General features: G+C 63.5%; 18 protein-coding genes and 1 tRNA gene. All 19 read right to left on the minus strand.

The window, feature by feature from the left end:
- Positions 1-9: 9 nt before the first annotated feature.
- Complete coding sequence (locus BLV60_RS24250) at positions 10-315, minus strand: DUF2818 family protein (protein ID WP_093057841.1); 306 nt, start codon at positions 313-315, stop codon at positions 10-12.
- Positions 316-329: 14 nt separating this feature from the next.
- Entirely contained in the window at positions 330-1,817 is a 1,488-nt protein-coding gene (gene nuoN / locus BLV60_RS24255) for an NADH-quinone oxidoreductase subunit NuoN (RefSeq protein ID WP_093057842.1), read from the minus strand.
- A gap of 24 nt (positions 1,818-1,841) precedes the next feature.
- Positions 1,842-3,320, minus strand: a complete 1,479-nt coding sequence (locus BLV60_RS24260; protein WP_093057843.1) for an NADH-quinone oxidoreductase subunit M — start codon at positions 3,318-3,320, stop codon at positions 1,842-1,844.
- A 24-nt stretch (positions 3,321-3,344) separates the two neighbouring features.
- Positions 3,345-5,378: an NADH-quinone oxidoreductase subunit L gene (gene nuoL / locus BLV60_RS24265; protein ID WP_093057844.1), complete on the minus strand. Its 2,034-nt coding sequence runs from the start codon at positions 5,376-5,378 to the stop codon at positions 3,345-3,347.
- Between the two features lie 7 nt (positions 5,379-5,385).
- Positions 5,386-5,694, minus strand: coding sequence for an NADH-quinone oxidoreductase subunit NuoK (gene nuoK / locus BLV60_RS24270; protein WP_019653383.1), 309 nt, complete (start codon positions 5,692-5,694; stop codon positions 5,386-5,388).
- Positions 5,691-6,341: an NADH-quinone oxidoreductase subunit J gene (locus BLV60_RS24275; protein ID WP_093057845.1), complete on the minus strand. Its 651-nt coding sequence runs from the start codon at positions 6,339-6,341 to the stop codon at positions 5,691-5,693. Before BLV60_RS24275 ends, nuoK begins: the two co-directional genes overlap by 4 nt.
- A 38-nt stretch (positions 6,342-6,379) precedes the next feature.
- Complete coding sequence (gene nuoI, locus BLV60_RS24280; protein WP_042579825.1) at positions 6,380-6,901, minus strand: NADH-quinone oxidoreductase subunit NuoI; 522 nt, start codon at positions 6,899-6,901, stop codon at positions 6,380-6,382.
- Positions 6,902-6,918: 17 nt separating this feature from the next.
- A complete protein-coding gene (nuoH, locus tag BLV60_RS24285) occupies positions 6,919-7,998 on the minus strand; it encodes an NADH-quinone oxidoreductase subunit NuoH (protein ID WP_371127400.1) in 1,080 nt (359 codons plus the stop codon).
- Positions 7,995-10,166, minus strand: coding sequence for an NADH-quinone oxidoreductase subunit NuoG (gene nuoG / locus BLV60_RS24290; protein WP_093057846.1), 2,172 nt, complete (start codon positions 10,164-10,166; stop codon positions 7,995-7,997). The genes nuoH and nuoG overlap by 4 nt, the downstream gene beginning before the upstream one ends.
- Before the next feature lie 20 nt (positions 10,167-10,186).
- On the minus strand, positions 10,187-11,527 hold the full coding sequence (gene nuoF, locus BLV60_RS24295; RefSeq protein WP_093057847.1) for an NADH-quinone oxidoreductase subunit NuoF: 1,341 nt from the start codon (positions 11,525-11,527) through the stop codon (positions 10,187-10,189).
- Positions 11,527-12,066, minus strand: a complete 540-nt coding sequence (gene nuoE, locus BLV60_RS24300) for an NADH-quinone oxidoreductase subunit NuoE family protein (RefSeq protein WP_093057848.1) — start codon at positions 12,064-12,066, stop codon at positions 11,527-11,529. Before nuoE ends, nuoF begins: the two co-directional genes overlap by 1 nt.
- 10 nt (positions 12,067-12,076) lie before the next feature.
- On the minus strand, positions 12,077-13,330 hold the full coding sequence (locus BLV60_RS24305; protein WP_093057849.1) for an NADH-quinone oxidoreductase subunit D: 1,254 nt from the start codon (positions 13,328-13,330) through the stop codon (positions 12,077-12,079).
- A 1-nt stretch (position 13,331) separates the two neighbouring features.
- Positions 13,332-13,943: an NADH-quinone oxidoreductase subunit C gene (locus tag BLV60_RS24310; protein WP_093057850.1), complete on the minus strand. Its 612-nt coding sequence runs from the start codon at positions 13,941-13,943 to the stop codon at positions 13,332-13,334.
- A 13-nt stretch (positions 13,944-13,956) separates the two neighbouring features.
- Complete coding sequence (locus tag BLV60_RS24315) at positions 13,957-14,436, minus strand: NuoB/complex I 20 kDa subunit family protein (RefSeq protein ID WP_007837763.1); 480 nt, start codon at positions 14,434-14,436, stop codon at positions 13,957-13,959.
- A 12-nt stretch (positions 14,437-14,448) separates the two neighbouring features.
- Positions 14,449-14,808 carry an NADH-quinone oxidoreductase subunit A gene (locus BLV60_RS24320; protein WP_012748607.1) on the minus strand — a complete coding sequence of 120 codons (360 nt, stop codon included), beginning with the start codon at positions 14,806-14,808 and terminating at the stop codon, positions 14,449-14,451.
- A gap of 67 nt (positions 14,809-14,875) precedes the next feature.
- Positions 14,876-14,960: transfer RNA gene (locus BLV60_RS24325), tRNA-Leu, on the minus strand.
- A gap of 119 nt (positions 14,961-15,079) precedes the next feature.
- Positions 15,080-15,481: a preprotein translocase subunit SecG gene (gene secG, locus BLV60_RS24330; RefSeq protein WP_093057851.1), complete on the minus strand. Its 402-nt coding sequence runs from the start codon at positions 15,479-15,481 to the stop codon at positions 15,080-15,082.
- 36 nt (positions 15,482-15,517) lie between these two features.
- Positions 15,518-16,282: a triose-phosphate isomerase gene (tpiA, locus tag BLV60_RS24335; protein WP_007837775.1), complete on the minus strand. Its 765-nt coding sequence runs from the start codon at positions 16,280-16,282 to the stop codon at positions 15,518-15,520.
- A 20-nt stretch (positions 16,283-16,302) separates the two neighbouring features.
- The gene (locus tag BLV60_RS24340; RefSeq protein ID WP_093057853.1) at positions 16,303-17,301 is read right to left on the minus strand and encodes an NAD(P)H-quinone oxidoreductase; all 999 of its coding nucleotides are present in this window, start codon (positions 17,299-17,301) and stop codon (positions 16,303-16,305) included.
- Position 17,302 lies beyond the last annotated feature (1 nt).

Genomic DNA, 17,302 nt, shown 5'->3' on the forward strand with positions numbered 1-17,302 from the left:
TCGTCCTCGTCAATGCCTGTGCTTCATCAGATAGCGCCAGGTGAATCCTGGAAAGGCCAGCACGATGAACAGCGCGCCAGTCACCGCATAGAACTCCCAGCCCTGCGGGGCAATCTGCCCTGCCCTGCGCTCGAACAGCAGCCCGATACCGCCGGCCAGAAAGTACAAGACCACCAGTTCGGCGAGACGCACCGCGAGCGACTTGGGCTTTGTCGCCAGCGGCACGACGCCGAACAGGCGGTCGTTGAAGAACGGCAGGTTGGCAGCCACCAGGGCCACCAGCAGAACGACCCAGACCGACGCGGTTTGCGACACCAGGCCGGGCCGCGTCAGTGGGCCAGGGTTGCCACGATCGCGTCGTAGCAAAGCGTCATCAGGCCGCCGGGCACGATGCCCAGGATCAGGATCAACGCGCCGTTGATCGTGAGCACGGTGCGCACGTCGCGCGGCGCCGACACGGTGGTGGCCGTGACGGGTGCGTCGAAGTACATGACCTTGACCACGCGCAGGTAGTAGAACGCGCCGATCAGCGACATCATCACCGCAAACACGGCCAGGCCGATGTAGATGGCGTGGCCCGACGCAATCAGCGCCTGCAGCACGGCCAGCTTCGCGTAAAAGCCGACCAGCGGCGGCAGACCGGCCAGCGAGAACATCGCAATGGCCATCACGCCGGCGTACAGCGGGCTGCGCTGGTTCAGGCCAGCCAGGTCGGTGATCTCTTCGCTTTCGAAGCCTTCGCGCGCCAGCAGCAGGATGATGCCGAAACTGGCCAGCGTGGTCAGCACGTAGGTCACGATGTAGAACATCGAGGCGCTGTAGGCGTACTGGGCGTTGTAGGTGCCCTGCTGGTCCGAGCCGGCGACCAGGCCGAGGAGCATGAAGCCCATCTGCGAGATCGTCGAATAGGCCAGCATGCGCTTCAGGTTGCTCTGCGCAATGGCGGCCAGGTTGCCGACCAGCAGCGAGGCGATCGCGAGCACGGCCAGCATCTGCTGCCAGTCGATGGCAAGCGGCTGCAGAGCGTCGACCAGCAGGCGGATGATGATCGCGAAGGCAGCCAGCTCGGGCGCGGCACCGATCAGCAGCGTGATCGCAGTCGGAGCGCCCTGGTAGACGTCAGGCACCCACATGTGGAACGGCGCAGCGCCCACCTTGAAGGCCAGGCCGGCGACGATGAACACCAGGCCGAACACCAGCACCTGGTGGTTCACCTTGCCGCTCGCGATGGTCTTGAACACTTCGTTGACGTCGAGCGAGCCGGTCGCGCCGTACATCATCGACAAGCCATACAGCAGGAAGCCGCTGGCCATGGCGCCGAGCACGAAGTACTTCATCGCCGCTTCGCTGGCCACCGCGTTGTCGCGGCGCAGCGCCACCAGCGCATAGCTCGACAGCGTGAGCAGTTCAAGTCCCAGGTAGATCAGCAGGAAGTTGCTGCCCGAGATCATCACGAACATGCCCAGCAGCGCGAACATGCTGACGGTGAACATCTCGCCGCCGCGCAGCATCTCGCGGTCGGCCGCATAGGGACGGCCGTAGACCAGAGTGACCATCAGGGCGACGGTGGCGAAGCACTTGAGCCAGTTGCCCATCGGGTCGCTGACGACCATGCCGCCGAAGCCGTAGATCGTCTTGGCGTCAAGGGCCTGCAGGCCCGACAACACGGCGACCACGGCAAGCGTGGCCAGCGTCAACACATAGGTGCGGGTACGGCGCGGGCTCGTGTCCGACAGGTCGACCAGCGCAATGATGCAGGCCATGACCAGCAACACGATTTCGGGGTAGATCGTGACCCAGCTGAGTTTGTCAATCATCTCGTTCTCTTCTTCAGCGTGGCATCAGGAAGGCAGCTTCGAAACTGCCACGTGGCGCAGGAGCTCGGTCACCGAGGCGTTCATCGCGTCGGTGAACGGCTTCGGGAACAGGCCCATCCACAGCACGGCGATGGCCAGCAGTGCCAGCATCAGGAACTCGCGGGCGTTGATGTCGCTGAGTTCCTTGACGTGGTCGTTGCCGACCGGACCCAGGTACACGCGCTTGTACATCCAGAGGGTGTAGGCCGCGCCGAAAATCAGCGCGGTGGCGGCGCCGAGGCCGATCCAGAAGTTGGCCTTCACGGCGCCCAGGATCACCATCCACTCGCCCACGAAACCGGCGGTGCCCGGCAGGCCGCAATTGGCCATGGCGAACAGCAGCGCGAACGCGGCGAACTTGGGCATGGTGTTGACCACGCCGCCGTAATCGGCGATCTGGCGCGAGTGCACGCGGTCGTACAGCACGCCGATGCCCAGGAACATGGCGCCCGACACGAAACCGTGCGCAATCATCTGCACGATGCCGCCGGACACGCCGAGCTCGTTGAAGATGAAGAGGCCGAGCGTCACGAAGCCCATGTGGGCGACCGACGAGTAGGCCACCAGCTTCTTCATGTCCTGCTGCACCAGCGCCACCAAGCCGACGTAGATCACGGCGATCAGCGACAGCGCGATCATGAGCCAGGCCCATTCGTGCGAGGCATCGGGCGCGATGGGCATCGAGAAGCGCAGGAAGCCATAGGCGCCCAGCTTCAGCATGATCGCGGCCAGCACGGCGGAGCCACCGGTGGGCGCCTCGACGTGCACGTCGGGCAGCCAGGTGTGCACCGGCCACATCGGCACCTTCACGGCGAAGGCCGCGAAGAAAGCAAAGAACAGGAAGGTCTGCGCGGTCGAACCCAGCGGCAGCTTGTGCCAGGCCAGGATGTCGAAGCTGCCGCCCGACTTGTTGTACAGGAAGATCAGCGCAACCAGCATCAGCAGCGAGCCGAGCAAGGTGTAGAGGAAGAACTTGAACGCCGCGTAGATCTTGTTCGGGCCGCCCCAGATGCCGATGATCAGGTACATCGGGATCAGCGTGGCTTCGAAGAACACGTAGAACAGCACGCCGTCGAGCGCGGAGAACACGCCGATCATGAAGCCCGACAGGATCAGGAACGCGCCCATGTACTGGTTCACGCGCTCGGTGATCACTTCCCAGGCCGAGATCACGACGACGACCGTGATGAACGACGTCAGCAGCACCAGCCAGAGCGACAGGCCGTCGATCCCGAGGTGGTAGTTGACGTTGAAGCGTGCGATCCAGCCCGTCTTTTCGACGAACTGCATCGCGGCAGTACCGTTCTGGAAACGCGTGAACAGCGGCACCGTGACCAGGAAGCTCACGATGGCACCGACTAGCGCGACCCAGCGCACGCCCTTGGCATGCTCGTCACGGCCAAACGCCAGCAGCACGGCGCCGAATGCGATCGGCACCCAGATGGCAAGGCTCAACAAACCCATTTTTCTTTTTCTCCAGCGCTAGGCTCAGCGTTTGAACCAGACGAAGTACGTCATCAGGATGAAGATGCCGAGCAGCATCGCGAAGGCATAGTGGTAGATGTAGCCAGACTGCATCCAGCGCACCACACCCGAAATCCGGCCGATCACTTTCCACGAACCGTTGACGACGGCTCCGTCGATCAGGGCCTGGTCGCCACCCTTCCACAGACCGGTGCCAAGCGCGCGCGTGGCGCGGGCAATGACGTTCTCGTTGAACCAGTCCATGTAGTACTTGTTCTCGAGCAGGCGGTAGATCGGACCGCAGGCGCGCTTGATCGCAGCCGGCAGCGCCGGGTTGATCATGTACATGTACCAGGACAGGACCACACCAGCCAGCGCCAGCCAGAACGGCGCAGCCTGCAGGCCGTGGATGGCCATGGCCACCGGGCCGTGGAAGGCTTCTTCCAGTTCCTTCATGGCGTGGTGCCTGGTGCCGTCCACGACGATCGCGTTCTTGAAGAACTCGCCGAACAGCATCGGCTCGATCGTCATGAAGCCGATCACCACCGAGGGGATGGCCAGCAGCACCAGCGGCAGCCAGACGACCCAAGGCGATTCGTGCGGCTTCTGGTCATGGCCGTGACCATGATCGTCATGACCGTGGCCATGGTCGTCATGGTGCGCATCGGGGTTCTGGTCGTAGCGTTCCTTGCCGTGGAAGACCAGGAAGTACATGCGGAACGAATAGAACGCCGTGATGAACACGCCGGCCAGCACCGCGTAGTACGCGAAGTTCGCGCCCCACAGGTGGCTTTCGTGCACCGCTTCGATGATGCTGTCCTTCGAGTAGAAGCCGGCAAAGAACGGCGTGCCGATCAGCGCGAGCGAACCCAGCAGCGAGGTGATCCAGGTGATCGGCATGTACTTGCGCACGCCGCCCATCCAGCGGATGTCCTGGTTGTGGTGCATGCCGATGATCACCGAGCCGGCGCCGAGGAACAGCAGCGCCTTGAAGAACGCGTGCGTCATCAGGTGGAACACCGCGACCGAGTAGGCCGAGGCACCGAGCGCCACCGTCATGTAGCCGAGCTGCGAGAGCGTCGAGTACGCGACCACGCGCTTGATGTCGTTCTGGATGATGCCCAGGAAGCCCATGAACAGCGCGGTGATGGCGCCGATCACGAGGATGAAGCTCAGTGCCGTGTCGCTCAGCTCGAACAGCGGCGACATGCGCGCCACCATGAAGATGCCGGCCGTCACCATCGTTGCCGCGTGGATCAGCGCGGAGATGGGCGTCGGGCCTTCCATCGAGTCGGGCAGCCACACGTGCAGCGGGAACTGGGCGCTCTTGCCCATCGCGCCGATGAACAGGCAGATGCAGATCACGGTGATGAGCATCCACTCGGTACCCGGGAACGTGATGCCGGCCAGCGTGCCGGCCTTGGCAAAGGCCTCGGTGTAGTTCAGCGTGCCGGCGTAGGCGGCGATCAGGCCGATGCCGAGGATGAAGCCGAAGTCGCCCACACGGTTGACCAGGAAGGCCTTCATGTTCGCGAAGATCGCGGTCGGCTTGTTGAACCAGAAACCGATCAGCAGGTACGACACCAGGCCCACCGCTTCCCAGCCGAAGAACAGCTGGAGCATGTTGTTGCTCATGACGAGCATCAGCATCGAGAAGGTGAACAGCGAGATGTACGCGAAGAAGCGGTTGTAGCCGTCGTCTTCTTCCATGTAGCCGATGGTGTAGATGTGGACCATCAGCGACACGAAGGTCACGACGCACATCATCATGGCGGTGAGGCCGTCGACCATGAAGCCGACTTCCATCTTCAGGCCGCCCACGACCATCCATTCATAGATGGTTTCGTTGAAGCGGGCACCGTCGGCCACCACGCTCTTGAGCGTCATGGCCGAGATGATGAAGGCGACCAGCACGCCCAGGATGGTCAGCGAATGCGTGACCTTGCGGCCGATGTGATTGCCGCCGAACTTGGTGCCGAACAGGCCGGCGACAGCGGCGCCGACCAGGGGTGCCAGCGGCACGGCCAGCAAGGTGGATGCGGAAAGGGTTGCGCTCATGTTGCTTTCAACCCTTGAGCGAGTTGAGTTCGTCGACGTTGATGTTCGACTTGTTGCGGAACAGCAGAACCAGCAGCGCCAGCCCGATGGCCGACTCGGCCGCGGCCACCGTCAGGATGAAGAACACGAAGATCTGGCCGTGCATGTCGCCCAGGAAGTGCGAGAACGCCACGAAGTTCATGTTGACCGCGAGCAGCATCAGCTCGATGGCCATCAGCAGGACGATCAGGTTCTTGCGGTTCAGGAAGATGCCGATCACGGACAGCGCGAAGAGCATCGCGCCGAGCGAAAGAAAGTGTCCGAGCGTGAGCGTCATGCCTTGTTTTCCTTTGCAGCGTCCGCAGCTTCAACCACAGGCTCGGCAGCACGCGTTGCCGGCATCTGCACGATGCGCACGCGGTCGCGCGCCTTCACGCGCACCTGGTCGGCCGGGTTGACGTACTTGCTGTCCTTGCGGGTGCGCAGCGTCAACGCGATGGCGGCCACGATGGCCACGAGCAGGATGACCGCGGCAATTTCCAGCGGGTAGAGGTATTCGGAGTAGAGCAGCTTGCCGAGTTCGAGCGTATTGGAAGTGTTGGCCCCCAACGCACCGGCAGCAGCGCGCGGCTCGCCGAGGCGGAAGCCGCCCATGAGCACGGCCGCCATTTCGAGCGCAATCAGCGCGCCCACGCCTGCCGCCAGCGGAAAGTGCTTCCAGAAGCCCTCCCGCAAGCCGTCGACGTTGATGTCCAGCATCATCACCACGAACAGGAAGAGCACCATCACGGCGCCCACATACACCAGCACGAGCGAGATCGCGAGGAACTCGGCGCGCAGCAGCAGCCAGATGGCCGATGCCTGGAAGAAGGCCAGAACCAGGTACAGCGCGGCGTACACGGGGTTGCGGGCGGTGATGACGCGGAACGCTGCAAACAGCAGCACCACGGCAAACAGATAGAACAGACCGGTCTTGACGTCCATTGGAATTCGAATTGGTACGGGGTTCGGGCTGGTCGGAATCAGCGGTACTTGGCGTCAGCCGCCTTGTTCGCTGCGATTTCTTTTTCGTAGCGGTCGCCCACGGCCAGCAGCATGTCCTTGGTGAAGTACAGGTCGCCGCGCTTTTCGCCGTGGTATTCGAAGATGTGCGTCTCGACGATCGAGTCGACCGGGCAGCTCTCTTCGCAGAAGCCGCAGAAGATGCACTTGGTCAGGTCGATGTCGTAGCGCGTGGTGCGGCGCGAGCCGTCGTCGCGCACATCCGATTCGATGGTGATGGCCAGCGCCGGGCAGACGGCTTCGCAGAGCTTGCAGGCAATGCAGCGCTCTTCGCCGTTTTCATAGCGGCGCAGCGCGTGCAGGCCGCGGAATCGCGGCGACAGCGGCGTCTTCTCTTCGGGGAACTGCACCGTGATCTTGCGGGCAAAGGCGTACTTGCCGGTAATGGCCAGGCCCTTGAACAGCTCGAACAGCATGAAGCTGCCCAGGAAGTCCTTGAGCGAGAACGGCGCGGACGGTGTTGCGGTGTGCGCAGCAGACATGATGTTGGCGCTTCCTGTTATTTCCAGATGTTGAACGGCGTCTGCATCCAGCCACCGACCACGACCAGCCACACGAGGGTGACGGGAATGAAGATCTTCCAGCCCAGACGCATGATCTGGTCATAGCGGAAGCGCGGGAACGTCGAGCGCACCCACAGGAACATGGTGACCACGCAGAAGGTCTTGAGGCCCAGCCAGATCCAGCCCGGAATGATGCTCAGGAACTCGAACGGCGGCAGCCATCCGCCGAGGAACAGCACCACGGTCAGGATCGAGACGAGCCACATGTTGGCGTACTCGGCCAGGAAGAACATCGCGAAGCTCATGCCCGAGTACTCGATCATGTGGCCGGCAACGATTTCGGACTCGCCTTCCACCACGTCGAACGGGTGGCGGTTGGTCTCGGCCAGGCCGGAGATGAAGTACACGACGAAGATCGGCAGCAGCGGCAGCCAGTTCCACGACAGGAAGCCGACGCCCATGTTGGCGAACATGCCCTTGCCTTGGACGTTCACGATCTCGCTCATGTTCAGGCTGCCGGTGACCATCAGCACCACGACGAAGCAGAAGCCCATCGCGATTTCGTAGCTCACCATCTGTGCCGAGGCGCGCAGCGCGCCCAGGAAGGCGTACTTCGAGTTCGAGGCCCAGCCGGCGATGATCACGCCGTACACCTCGAGGGAGGTGATGGCCATCACGAACAGCAGGCCGGCGTTGATGTTGGCCAGCGCCACGTCGGGGCCGAAGGGAATCACGGCCCATGCGGCGAGCGCCGGCATGATGGTCATGATCGGGCCCAGCAGGAACAGGCCCTTGTTGGCGACCGTCGGAAGAATGATTTCCTTGGTCATCAGCTTGAGCGCGTCGGCGATCGGCTGGAGCAGGCCCAGCGGTCCGATGCGGTTCGGGCCGATGCGGATCTGCGTGAAGCCGATGGCCTTGCGTTCCCACAGCGTGAGGTACGCCACAGCCAGCATCAGCGGGATCACGACCACGATGATCTTGATCAGCGTCCAGATAAGGGGCCAGACCACGGCGGTCCACCAGCCTGCGGCAACCAGCCCCTGGCCGAAGCCATGAATGGTGTCGACGATCATGCCAGTGCCTCCTCGGCACGCGCCGACACGTTCGATCCAGCCGATGCAATGCGCGCGTCGGCAGTCAGTTGCAGCGACGGTGCACGGCGCACGATCGAGTCGAGCTGGTAGATGCTCGCGACCACGGGTGCAGCAGTTGCACCGCTGGAAGCGACGGCATTGGCGGAGGTGGCGTTGTTCAGCGCATTCGCCGGCACCGCGCCCTTGTCACCGATGGTGGCCAGCACCTCGGTGGTCGATTCGAACGCGAAGCCGGGCAGGCCCAGCAGGTTGGCCAGCACGCGCAGCACCTTCCACGCCGGGCGCGTTTCGCCTTGCGGCTTCACGACGGCATGGAAACCTTGCAGGCGGCCTTCGGCATTGACGAAGGTACCGGGGGTTTCTGTGAAAGGAGCGATCGGGAGCAGCACGTCGCTGAACTCGAGGTTGGCCTTGAAGGGGCTCAGCGTGACGACCATTTGAGCATTGCCGATGACATCGGCAGCGGCGGCGCCAGCGGCCGAGTCGAACACCGGCTCGGTGTTCAGCAGCATCACGGCCTTCAGGCCGGAACCGGCGGCGAGCATGCGGCCGGCATCGAGGCCGCCGTTCTTCGGGAAAGCGCCGACGATCTGCGCGCCAACGGTGTTGGCGGCTTCGGTCAGGTAGCCGACGGTGGCGCCCGTCTGCGCACCGATCCAGTTCGCCAGGGCCAGCAGGCTGCTGGCTTGTGCGTGGTGGGCAGCTGCATTGCCGAGCAGGATGGCCTTGCGTTCACCGCTCAGCAGCGAAGCTGCGATGGCTTGCGCGGCGGCGTCAGGCGCGTTCTTCGGTGCCAGGGGCGCGGCTGCGCCATTGGTCTGGCCGATGGCGGCAGCAACTGCGGCCAGCGCCTCGACCCATTGGTCGGCTTCGACGATGGACGCCTGCGCCACGTCGATGGCCCAGGCGTCGCGAGCAGCCATCAGGCTGGCCGAGGTGATCACCGACAGCGCGGCGCCCTTGCGCACGGCCTGGCGGATGCGCTGTGCAAACAGCGGATGTTCCTTGCGCAGGTTCGAGCCGACGACCAGCGCGCGCTGCACTTGCGTGAGCGAAGCGATCGAGGTGCCGAGCCAGCGCACGCCTTCGAAGGCCGTGAATTCGGCGTTGCGCAGGCGGTAGTCGATGTTGTCGCTGCCGAGTTCACGCGTGAGCAAGGCTGCGAGCTGCAGCTCCTCGAGCGTGCTGTGCGGGCTGACCAGCGTGCCGATGCTTTGCGCGCCGTGGTCGGCCTTGATCTGCTTGAGGCCATTGGCAACGTACTCGAGCGCCGTCTGCCAGTCGACCTGCTGCCACTGGCCGCCCTGCTTCAGCATGGGCTGCGTCAGGCGTTCCGGGCCGTTGAGCGCTTCGTACGAGAAGCGGTCGCGGTCGGCAATCCAGCATTCGTTGACGTCTTCGTTCTCGAGCGGCACCACGCGCATCACGCGGTTGTTCTTGACCTGGACGATCAGGTTGGCGCCGGTGGAGTCATGCGGGCTCACCGACTTGCGACGCGACAGTTCCCAGGTGCGGGCACTGTAGCGGAAGGGCTTGCTCGTGAGCGCGCCGACCGGGCAGATGTCGATCATGTTGCCCGACAGTTCGGAGTCGACCGAGTCGCCGAGGAAAGTTTCGATTTCGGAGTGCTCGCCGCGGTGCGACATGCCGAGCTCCATCACGCCGGCCACTTCCTGGCCAAAGCGGACGCAGCGCGTGCAATGGATGCAGCGGCTCATTTCTTCCATGCTGATCAGCGGGCCCACGTCCTTGTGGAACACGACGCGCTTTTCTTCTTCGTAGCGCGAAGAAGAACCGCCGTAGCCAACGGCCAGGTCCTGCAGCTGGCATTCGCCGCCCTGGTCGCAGATGGGGCAATCCAGCGGGTGGTTGATCAGGAGGAACTCCATGACCGACTGCTGCGCCTTGATGGCCTTTTCGCTCTTGGTGCGGACGATCATGCCCTGCGTGACGGGCGTGGCACAGGCCGGCATCGGCTTGGGCGCTTTTTCCACGTCGACGAGGCACATGCGGCAGTTGGCCGCGATGCTGAGTTTCTTGTGATAGCAGAAGTGCGGGATGTACGTGCCCGCCTTGTCGGCCGCATGCATCACCATGCTGCCTTCGGTCACTTCGACCTTCTTGCCGTCGAGTTCGATTTCGATCATGAGTATGTTTCTTCTCGCGCTCAGGCCTTGACGGGCGCCGTCGGAACGTAGCCCGGGATCAGGGCTTCGAACTCGTGACGGAAGTGCTTGATCATGGCGCGCACCGGCATCGCTGCCGCATCGCCGAGCGCACAGATGGTGCGGCCCATGATGTCGCCGGCGACGGAGTCCAGCAGTTGCAGGTCGCTGGGCTTGCCCTGGCCGTTGTGGATGCGGTCCACCACGCGGTAGAGCCAGCCCGTGCCTTCGCGGCACGGCGTGCACTGGCCACAGGACTCGTGCATGTAGAAGTACGAGAGGCGCTTGAGCGACTCGACCATCGAGCGGCTGTCGTCCATGACGATCACCGCGCCCGAACCGAGCATGGAGCCGGCCTTGGCGATGGAGTCGTAGTCCATGGTGCAGGCCATCATGATGTCGGCCGGCAGCACCGGCGCCGACGATCCGCCGGGAATCACGGCCTTCAGCGTGCGACCCTTGCGCACGCCGCCGGCCAGCTCGAGGAGCTTGGAGAACGGCGTGCCCATGGGCACTTCGTAGTTGCCGGGCAGCTCGACGTCACCGCTCACCGAGTAGATCTTGGTACCGCCGTTGTTCGGCTTGCCGCATTCGAGGTAAGCCGGACCACCGTTGCGGATGATCCAGGGCACCGCCGCGAAGGTCTCGGTGTTGTTGATGGTGGTCGGCTTGCCGTACAGGCCGAAGCTGGCCGGGAACGGCGGCTTGAAGCGCGGCTGGCCCTTCTTGCCTTCGAGCGATTCGAGCAGCGCGGTTTCTTCGCCGCAGATGTAGGCGCCGAAGCCGTGGGCGGCGTGCAACTGGAAGTTGTACGTGCTGCCCATGATCTTGTCGCCGAGGTAGCCGGCGGCGCGCGCTTCTTCGAGGGCTTCCTCGAAACGGTCGTAGCTCTGGAAGATCTCGCCGTGGATGTAGTTGTAGCCCACGCTGATGCCCATCGCATACGCGGCGATGGCCATGCCTTCGATCACGATGTGCGGGTTGAACTGCAGGATGTCGCGGTCCTTGCACGTACCCGGCTCGCCCTCGTCCGAATTGCAGACGAGGTACTTCTGGCCCGGGAACTGGCGGGGCATGAAGCTCCACTTCAGGCCGGTCGGGAAACCGGCGCCGCCACGGCCGCGCAGGCCCGAGGCCTTGACTTCGGCGATCACCTGGTCGGGCGTGAGGCCCTCGGTGAGGATCTTGCGCAGCGCCTGGTAGCCGCCGCGCGCCTCGTAGTCGGCCAGACGCCAGTTGGTGCCGTCAAGGCCCGCATAGATCTGCGGCTCGATGTGACGGTCATGGAAGCAGGTCTGGACGCCCGTCGCCTGGAACTGCTGGAGCACTTGTTCGGGTGACATCAGGCAGCCTCCCCTTTGGTGGAACCGCGCAGGCCTTCGATGAGCTGGTCGAGCTTCTCGTTGCTCATGAAGCTGCACATGGTACGGTCGTTGACCAGCATCACGGGCGAATCGGCGCAGGCGCCCAGGCATTCGCTCTGCTGCAGCGTGAACAGGCCGTCGGCCGTGGTCTCGCCCATCTTGATGCCGAGCTTCTTCTCGAGGTGCACGAGGGCGGTGACGCCATCGCGCAGCTGGCAAGGCAGGTTGGTGCACACGTTGAGCTTGAACTTGCCCACCGGATGCTGGTTGTACATGTTGTAGAAGGTCGTCACTTCATGCACGGCGATGGGCGCCATGCCGAGGTACTCGGCAATCTCGCGCTCGCGCTGCAGGCTGACGTGGCCCTCGTCCTGCTGGACGATGGCGAGGCAGGCCATCACGGCGGATTGCTTGCCTGCTTCGGGGTACTTGGCGACCTCGCGCGCAAAGCGCTCGAGGATCGTAGTCTTCAACGGCGCCGAGGGCGCCGCGTCATGGTGGGTCGAGGAAGTCGTCATTCGCTCTTTCTCACCTGTCGATCTCGCCGAACACGATGTCCATCGTGCCGATCACCGCGACAGCGTCGGCGATCATGTGACCGCGCGACATTTCGTCGAGGGCGGCGAGGTGCGGGAAACCAGGGGCGCGGATCTTCAGGCGGTACGGCTTGTTGGCGCCGTCGCTCACGAGATAGATGCCGAACTCGCCCTTCGGATGCTCGACGGCGGCATACGCTTCGCCTTCGGGCACGTGGAAGCCTTCGGTGAAGAGCTTGAAATGGTGGATCAGCTCCTCCATGTTCGCCTTCATCGATTCGCGCGCGGGCGCGGCGACCTTGTGGTTGTCGGTGATGACAGGGCCGGGGTTGGCACGCAGCCAGGCCGAGCACTGCTGGATGATCTTGTTGGCCTGGCGCATCTCTTCGACGCGGACCAGGTAGCGGTCGTAGCAGTCGCCGGTCTTGCCGACAGGCACGTCGAACTGCATCTGGTCGTAGACGTCGTAGGGCTGCTTCTTGCGCAGGTCCCATTCGATGCCCGAGCCGCGCAGCATGGGGCCGGTGAAGCCGAGGTTCAGCGCGCGCTCCGGCGTGACCACGCCGATGCCCACGGTGCGCTGCTTCCAGATGCGGTTGTCGGTGAGCAGCGTCTCGTACTCGTCGACCATCTTCGGGAAGCGCTTGCAGAAGTCGTCGACGAAGTCGAGCAACGAGCCCTGGCGGTTCTCGTTGAGCTTCTCGATAGCCTTCGCGTTCTTGATCTTGCTGACCTTGTACTGCGGCATTGCATCCGGCAGGTCGCGGTAGACGCCACCCGGACGGAAGTACGCCGCGTGCATGCGCGCGCCGGACACGGCCTCGTACATGTCGAACAGGTCTTCACGCTCGCGGAAGCAGTAGATGAGCATGTTCATCGCACCGCAATCCAGACCGTGCGCACCGAGCCACAGCAAGTGGTTCAGCAGACGGGTGATCTCCGCAAACATCACGCGGATGTACTGCGCGCGGATCGGCACTTCGAGGCCCATCATCCGCTCGATGGCGAGGCAGTACGCGTGCTCGTTGCTCATCATCGACACGTAGTCGAGACGGTCCATGTACGGCAGCGACTGGATGAAGGTGCGCGATTCGGCAAGCTTCTCGGTCGCGCGGTGCAGCAGGCCGATGTGAGGGTCGGCGCGCTGGATCACTTCGCCGTCCAGCTCGAGCACCAGGCGCAGCACGCCGTGTGCCGCAGGGTGCTGGGGACCGAAGTTGAGTGTGTAGTTCTTGATTTCGGCCATATCAGTGCAAACCGCCGCCGTAGTTGTCTTCGCGGATCACGCGCGGGGTGATTTCGCGCGGCTCGATGGAAACCGGCTGGTAGACCACGCGCTTCTGTTCTTCGTCGTAACGCATCTCGACGTGACCCGACACCGGGAAGTCCTTGCGGAACGGATGGCCGATGAAGCCGTAGTCGGTCAGGATGCGGCGCAGGTCGTCGTGACCGTCGAACACGATGCCGTAGAGGTCGAAGGCTTCGCGCTCGAACCAGGTGGCGGCATTCCAGACGGGCTGCAGCGAATCGACCACAGGCAGGTCTTCGTTCGGCGCGAACACCTTCAGGCGCACGCGCTGGTTGAGGCTTACCGACAGCAGGTGCGTGACGACGCAGTAGCGTTCGCCCTGCCACTCACCTTCGCGGTAGTCGGAGTAGTCCATGCCGCAGAGGTCGATCAGCTGCTCGAAGCGGCAGCCGGGCGCATCGCGCAGCAGCAAGGCGGCTTCTATGTAGTCGGCAGCGCCGACCACCACGGTCACCTCTTCCAGGGCGAGCGTCACGCTCTTGGCCTTGGCGCCGAGCGTCTCGGCGATGGTGGCGCGCAGCACCTCCGGCGAAATTGCAAAGTCAGTCATCGTCGGCAATCCCTCAGGCGCGGGCAATGGTGTTGGTGCGGCGAATCTTCTGCTGCAACTGGATCACGCCGTAGAGCAAAGCCTCGGCGGTGGGCGGGCAACCCGGAACGTAGACATCGACCGGCACGATGCGGTCGCAGCCGCGCACGACGGAATAGCTGTAGTGGTAGTAGCCACCGCCATTCGCGCACGAACCCATCGACAGCACCCAGCGCGGCTCGGGCATCTGGTCGTAGACCTTGCGCAAGGCCGGAGCCATCTTGTTGCACAGCGTGCCGGCCACGATCATCAGATCGGACTGACGTGGGCTGGGGCGAAACAGCATGCCGAAACGATCGATGTCGTAGCGGGCGGCACCCGCGTGCATCATTTCCACCGCACAGCATGCGAGGCCGAAGGTCATCGGCCAGAGAGATCCGGTCTTCGCCCAATTCACCACCGAGTCGTAGGTGGTGGTGACGAAACCTTCTTTGAGAACGCCTTCAATGGCCATCGTGATTCCTTGTCATTCCCAGTCGAGCGCGCCTTTTTTCCACTCGTAGGCAAAGCCCACGACGAGGATGGCGAGAAAGATCATCATGGCCCAGAAGCCGACAGCACCAATCTCCTTGAGCGCAATGGCCCACGGAAAGAGAAAGGCAATTTCGAGATCGAACAGGATGAAGAGAATCGCAACGAGGTAGTAGCGCACGTCGAACTTCATGCGTGCGTCCTCGAAGGCTTCAAAGCCACACTCGTAGGGAGCGTTCTTTGCGGCGTCGGGCCTGTTGGGGCCGAGAATGTATCCGATGACCTGAGGGGCGACGCCTACGCCGACTCCGACCAGAATGAACAAAAGGACGGGGAGGTAGGAGTCGAGATTCATCGAGAGTTTTTCACCGCTTGCCACCGGCAAGAGAAGCCCCTGGATGAGGCTTTCTGCCGATGAGATTTGGTGCGGTCGGCGAGACTCGAACTCGCACAGCTTTCGCCACTACCCCCTCAAGATAGCGTGTCTACCAATTTCACCACGACCGCGGTTTTTGCTGTTCGGATGGCATGAGGTACCTGCAAGAGGCATTTGGCTTTCCGAACAGATTTAGAGTTTACCCTGAAATGAAGCCATTTCTCACAGGCAACTCATGAAAACGAGTTGATTACTTGCTCGGAATCTGACCCGCGCCCGAAACCGGGGCAGCAGGAGCCGAAGCAGGCGCACTGGGAGCCGCCGCACCAGGAATTTCACTCGCTGCACCAGAAGCCGGCGTGGCCGGTGCACCCACTGCAGCGCGCTCCAGAAGACTGCCGCCGCCCGCAGGACGCGCGTGGCTGAAATAGGCCAGCAGCAGCGTGCATGCGAAGAACACCGCAGCAAGCACAGCCGTGGTGCGCGAGAGGAAGTTGGCACTGCCGCTGGCACCGAACAGGCTGCCGGCACTTCCGCTGCCGAAGGCCGCACCCATGTCGGCGCCCTTGCCGTGCTGGATCAGGATCAGGCCGATCATTGCGAGGGCCGTCAGCATCTGCACACCGACCAGTAGATTGAGGACCAGGTTCATTCGTTCTTACTCCTAAGTGATACAGCCGTTGCGCGTTCAGCGCGCAGCGGCGGAAATGATCTGCAGAAAATCGGGCGCCTTGAGCGAAGCGCCACCGATGAGGCCGCCATCGATGTCGGCCTGCGCCAGCAGTTCTGCGGCGTTGGCGGCGTTCATGCTGCCACCATAAAGAATCTGGATGCCGGCTGCATGCTCGCTCGCTGCGTGATGCAACTGCGCGCGCAGCACCGCATGCACCGCTTGCGCCTGCTCCGGCGTAGCCGTCTTGCCCGTACCGATGGCCCAGACAGGCTCGTACGCCACGACGATCTCACTGATGCAATGGCCGTTCACATGAATGACCGCTGCCAACTGACGCTTGACGACTTCTTCGGTCTGCCCTGCTTCGCGCTGTGCCAGCGTTTCGCCGACACAGACGATCGGCGTGATGCCATTGGCCAGCGCTGCCGCCGTCTTGGCCGCGACCGCTTCATCGGTCTCGCCGTGGTATTGCCGACGCTCGGAGTGACCGACGATGGCATAGCGCACGCCGAAGTCCTTCAGCATTGCCGCCGATTGCTCGCCGGTGAAGGCGCCTTGCGGATGAGCCGAAATGTCCTGCGCGCCCAGTGCCAGTGCCGGCGAACCCGCCAGCAGCGACTGCAGTTGCGCGAAGTACGGCGCAGGCGCGCACAGCGCCACATCGCAAGCCGCCGGACTTGCGGCCAAGCCTTGCTGCAAGGCCTTCACCAGCGCCTCGTTGGCAGCCAGGCTGCCGTTCATCTTCCAGTTGCCAGCGATCAGTTTCTTCTTGGTCGTCATCGCGTTCGTCTTCTCGTCACTCACCATGTCAGCACGATCTTGCCGATGTGCTGGTTCGATTCCATCAGCGCGTGAGCCTGGGCTGCGCCGCTGGGCTCGCCCGCCGCCGCAAAGATGCTGTGGATCACAGGCTTGATTGCGCCGCTTTCCAGCAGCGGCCACACCTTCTCGCGCAGGGCCTTGGCAATGGCGCCCTTGAACGCCACTGGCCGCGGACGCAGCGTCGAGCCGGTGATCGTGAGCCGCCTGCGCAGCACGAGGCCCGCATTGATCTCGCTCTTCACGCCGCCCTGCACCGCGATGATCACGAGCCGGCCATCTTCGGCCAGGCACTCGATCTCGCGCGCCACGTAGTCGCCGGCAACCATGTCGAGCACCACGTCCACACCCTTGCCACCGGTGAGCTTCTTCGCCTCTTCGACGAAGTCGCTCGTGCGGTAGTTGATGGCATGGTCGGCGCCGAGCTTCAGGCAGGCTTCGCACTTGTCGTCGCTGCCGGCCGTGACGATCACGGTCGCACCGAGCGCCTTGGCGATCTGGATCGCCGTGACGCCGATGCCGCTCGAGCCGCCCTGGATCAGCAGCGTCTCACCCTTTTGCAGGCGGCCGCGGTCGAACACATTGCTCCAGACGGTGAAGAAGGTCTCGGGCAGCGAAGCTGCATCGATATCGCTCCAGCCCTTGGGCACCGGCAGGCATTGCGCCACGGGCGCCACGCACAGCTCGGCATAGCCGCCACCGGCGATCAGCGCACAGACACGGTCACCAACCTTGAAGCCCGCCTCGGCCAGCGCCGCAGCGTCACCCGAGACGATCTCGCCGGCCACTTCGAGGCCCGGCAGATCGGAAGCGCCCGGCGGCACGGGGTAGTGCCCCTTGCGCTGCAGCACGTCCGGGCGATTGACGCCACTTGCCGCCACACGGATCAGCAGTTCGCCCGCACCCGCTACCGGGTCGGGACGCTGCGCAACGCGCAGCACCTCAGGGGCGCCGTACGAAGTGATTTCAATGGCTTTCATG

Origin of the sequence: Variovorax sp. YR634 (genome assembly GCF_900106655.1) — a bacterium.
Taxonomy (GTDB): Bacteria; Pseudomonadota; Gammaproteobacteria; order Burkholderiales; family Burkholderiaceae_C; genus Variovorax.

Excerpts from the sequence above, each read along its gene's own strand:
- nuoF (WP_093057847.1), bottom strand. The coding sequence starts at position 11,527 with ATGTCACCCGAACAAGTGCTCCAGCAGTTCCAGGCGACGGGCGTCCAG.
- nuoL (WP_093057844.1), bottom strand. The coding sequence starts at position 5,378 with ATGAGCGCAACCCTTTCCGCATCCACCTTGCTGGCCGTGCCGCTGGCA.
- nuoN (WP_093057842.1), bottom strand. The coding sequence starts at position 1,817 with ATGATTGACAAACTCAGCTGGGTCACGATCTACCCCGAAATCGTGTTG.
- BLV60_RS24315 (WP_007837763.1), bottom strand. The coding sequence starts at position 14,436 with ATGGCCATTGAAGGCGTTCTCAAAGAAGGTTTCGTCACCACCACCTAC.
- secG (WP_093057851.1), bottom strand. The coding sequence starts at position 15,481 with ATGAACCTGGTCCTCAATCTACTGGTCGGTGTGCAGATGCTGACGGCC.
- nuoI (WP_042579825.1), bottom strand. The coding sequence starts at position 6,901 with ATGTCTGCTGCGCACACCGCAACACCGTCCGCGCCGTTCTCGCTCAAG.
- nuoE (WP_093057848.1), bottom strand. The coding sequence starts at position 12,066 with ATGACGACTTCCTCGACCCACCATGACGCGGCGCCCTCGGCGCCGTTG.
- BLV60_RS24310 (WP_093057850.1), bottom strand. The coding sequence starts at position 13,943 with ATGACTGACTTTGCAATTTCGCCGGAGGTGCTGCGCGCCACCATCGCC.
- nuoH (WP_371127400.1), bottom strand. The coding sequence starts at position 7,998 with ATGATCGTCGACACCATTCATGGCTTCGGCCAGGGGCTGGTTGCCGCA.
- nuoG (WP_093057846.1), bottom strand. The coding sequence starts at position 10,166 with ATGATCGAAATCGAACTCGACGGCAAGAAGGTCGAAGTGACCGAAGGC.
- BLV60_RS24260 (WP_093057843.1), bottom strand. The coding sequence starts at position 3,320 with ATGGGTTTGTTGAGCCTTGCCATCTGGGTGCCGATCGCATTCGGCGCC.
- BLV60_RS24305 (WP_093057849.1), bottom strand. The coding sequence starts at position 13,330 with ATGGCCGAAATCAAGAACTACACACTCAACTTCGGTCCCCAGCACCCT.
- BLV60_RS24340 (WP_093057853.1), bottom strand. The coding sequence starts at position 17,301 with ATGAAAGCCATTGAAATCACTTCGTACGGCGCCCCTGAGGTGCTGCGC.
- BLV60_RS24275 (WP_093057845.1), bottom strand. The coding sequence starts at position 6,341 with ATGGACGTCAAGACCGGTCTGTTCTATCTGTTTGCCGTGGTGCTGCTG.
- tpiA (WP_007837775.1), bottom strand. The coding sequence starts at position 16,282 with ATGACGACCAAGAAGAAACTGATCGCTGGCAACTGGAAGATGAACGGC.
- BLV60_RS24320 (WP_012748607.1), bottom strand. The coding sequence starts at position 14,808 with ATGAATCTCGACTCCTACCTCCCCGTCCTTTTGTTCATTCTGGTCGGA.
- nuoK (WP_019653383.1), bottom strand. The coding sequence starts at position 5,694 with ATGACGCTCACGCTCGGACACTTTCTTTCGCTCGGCGCGATGCTCTTC.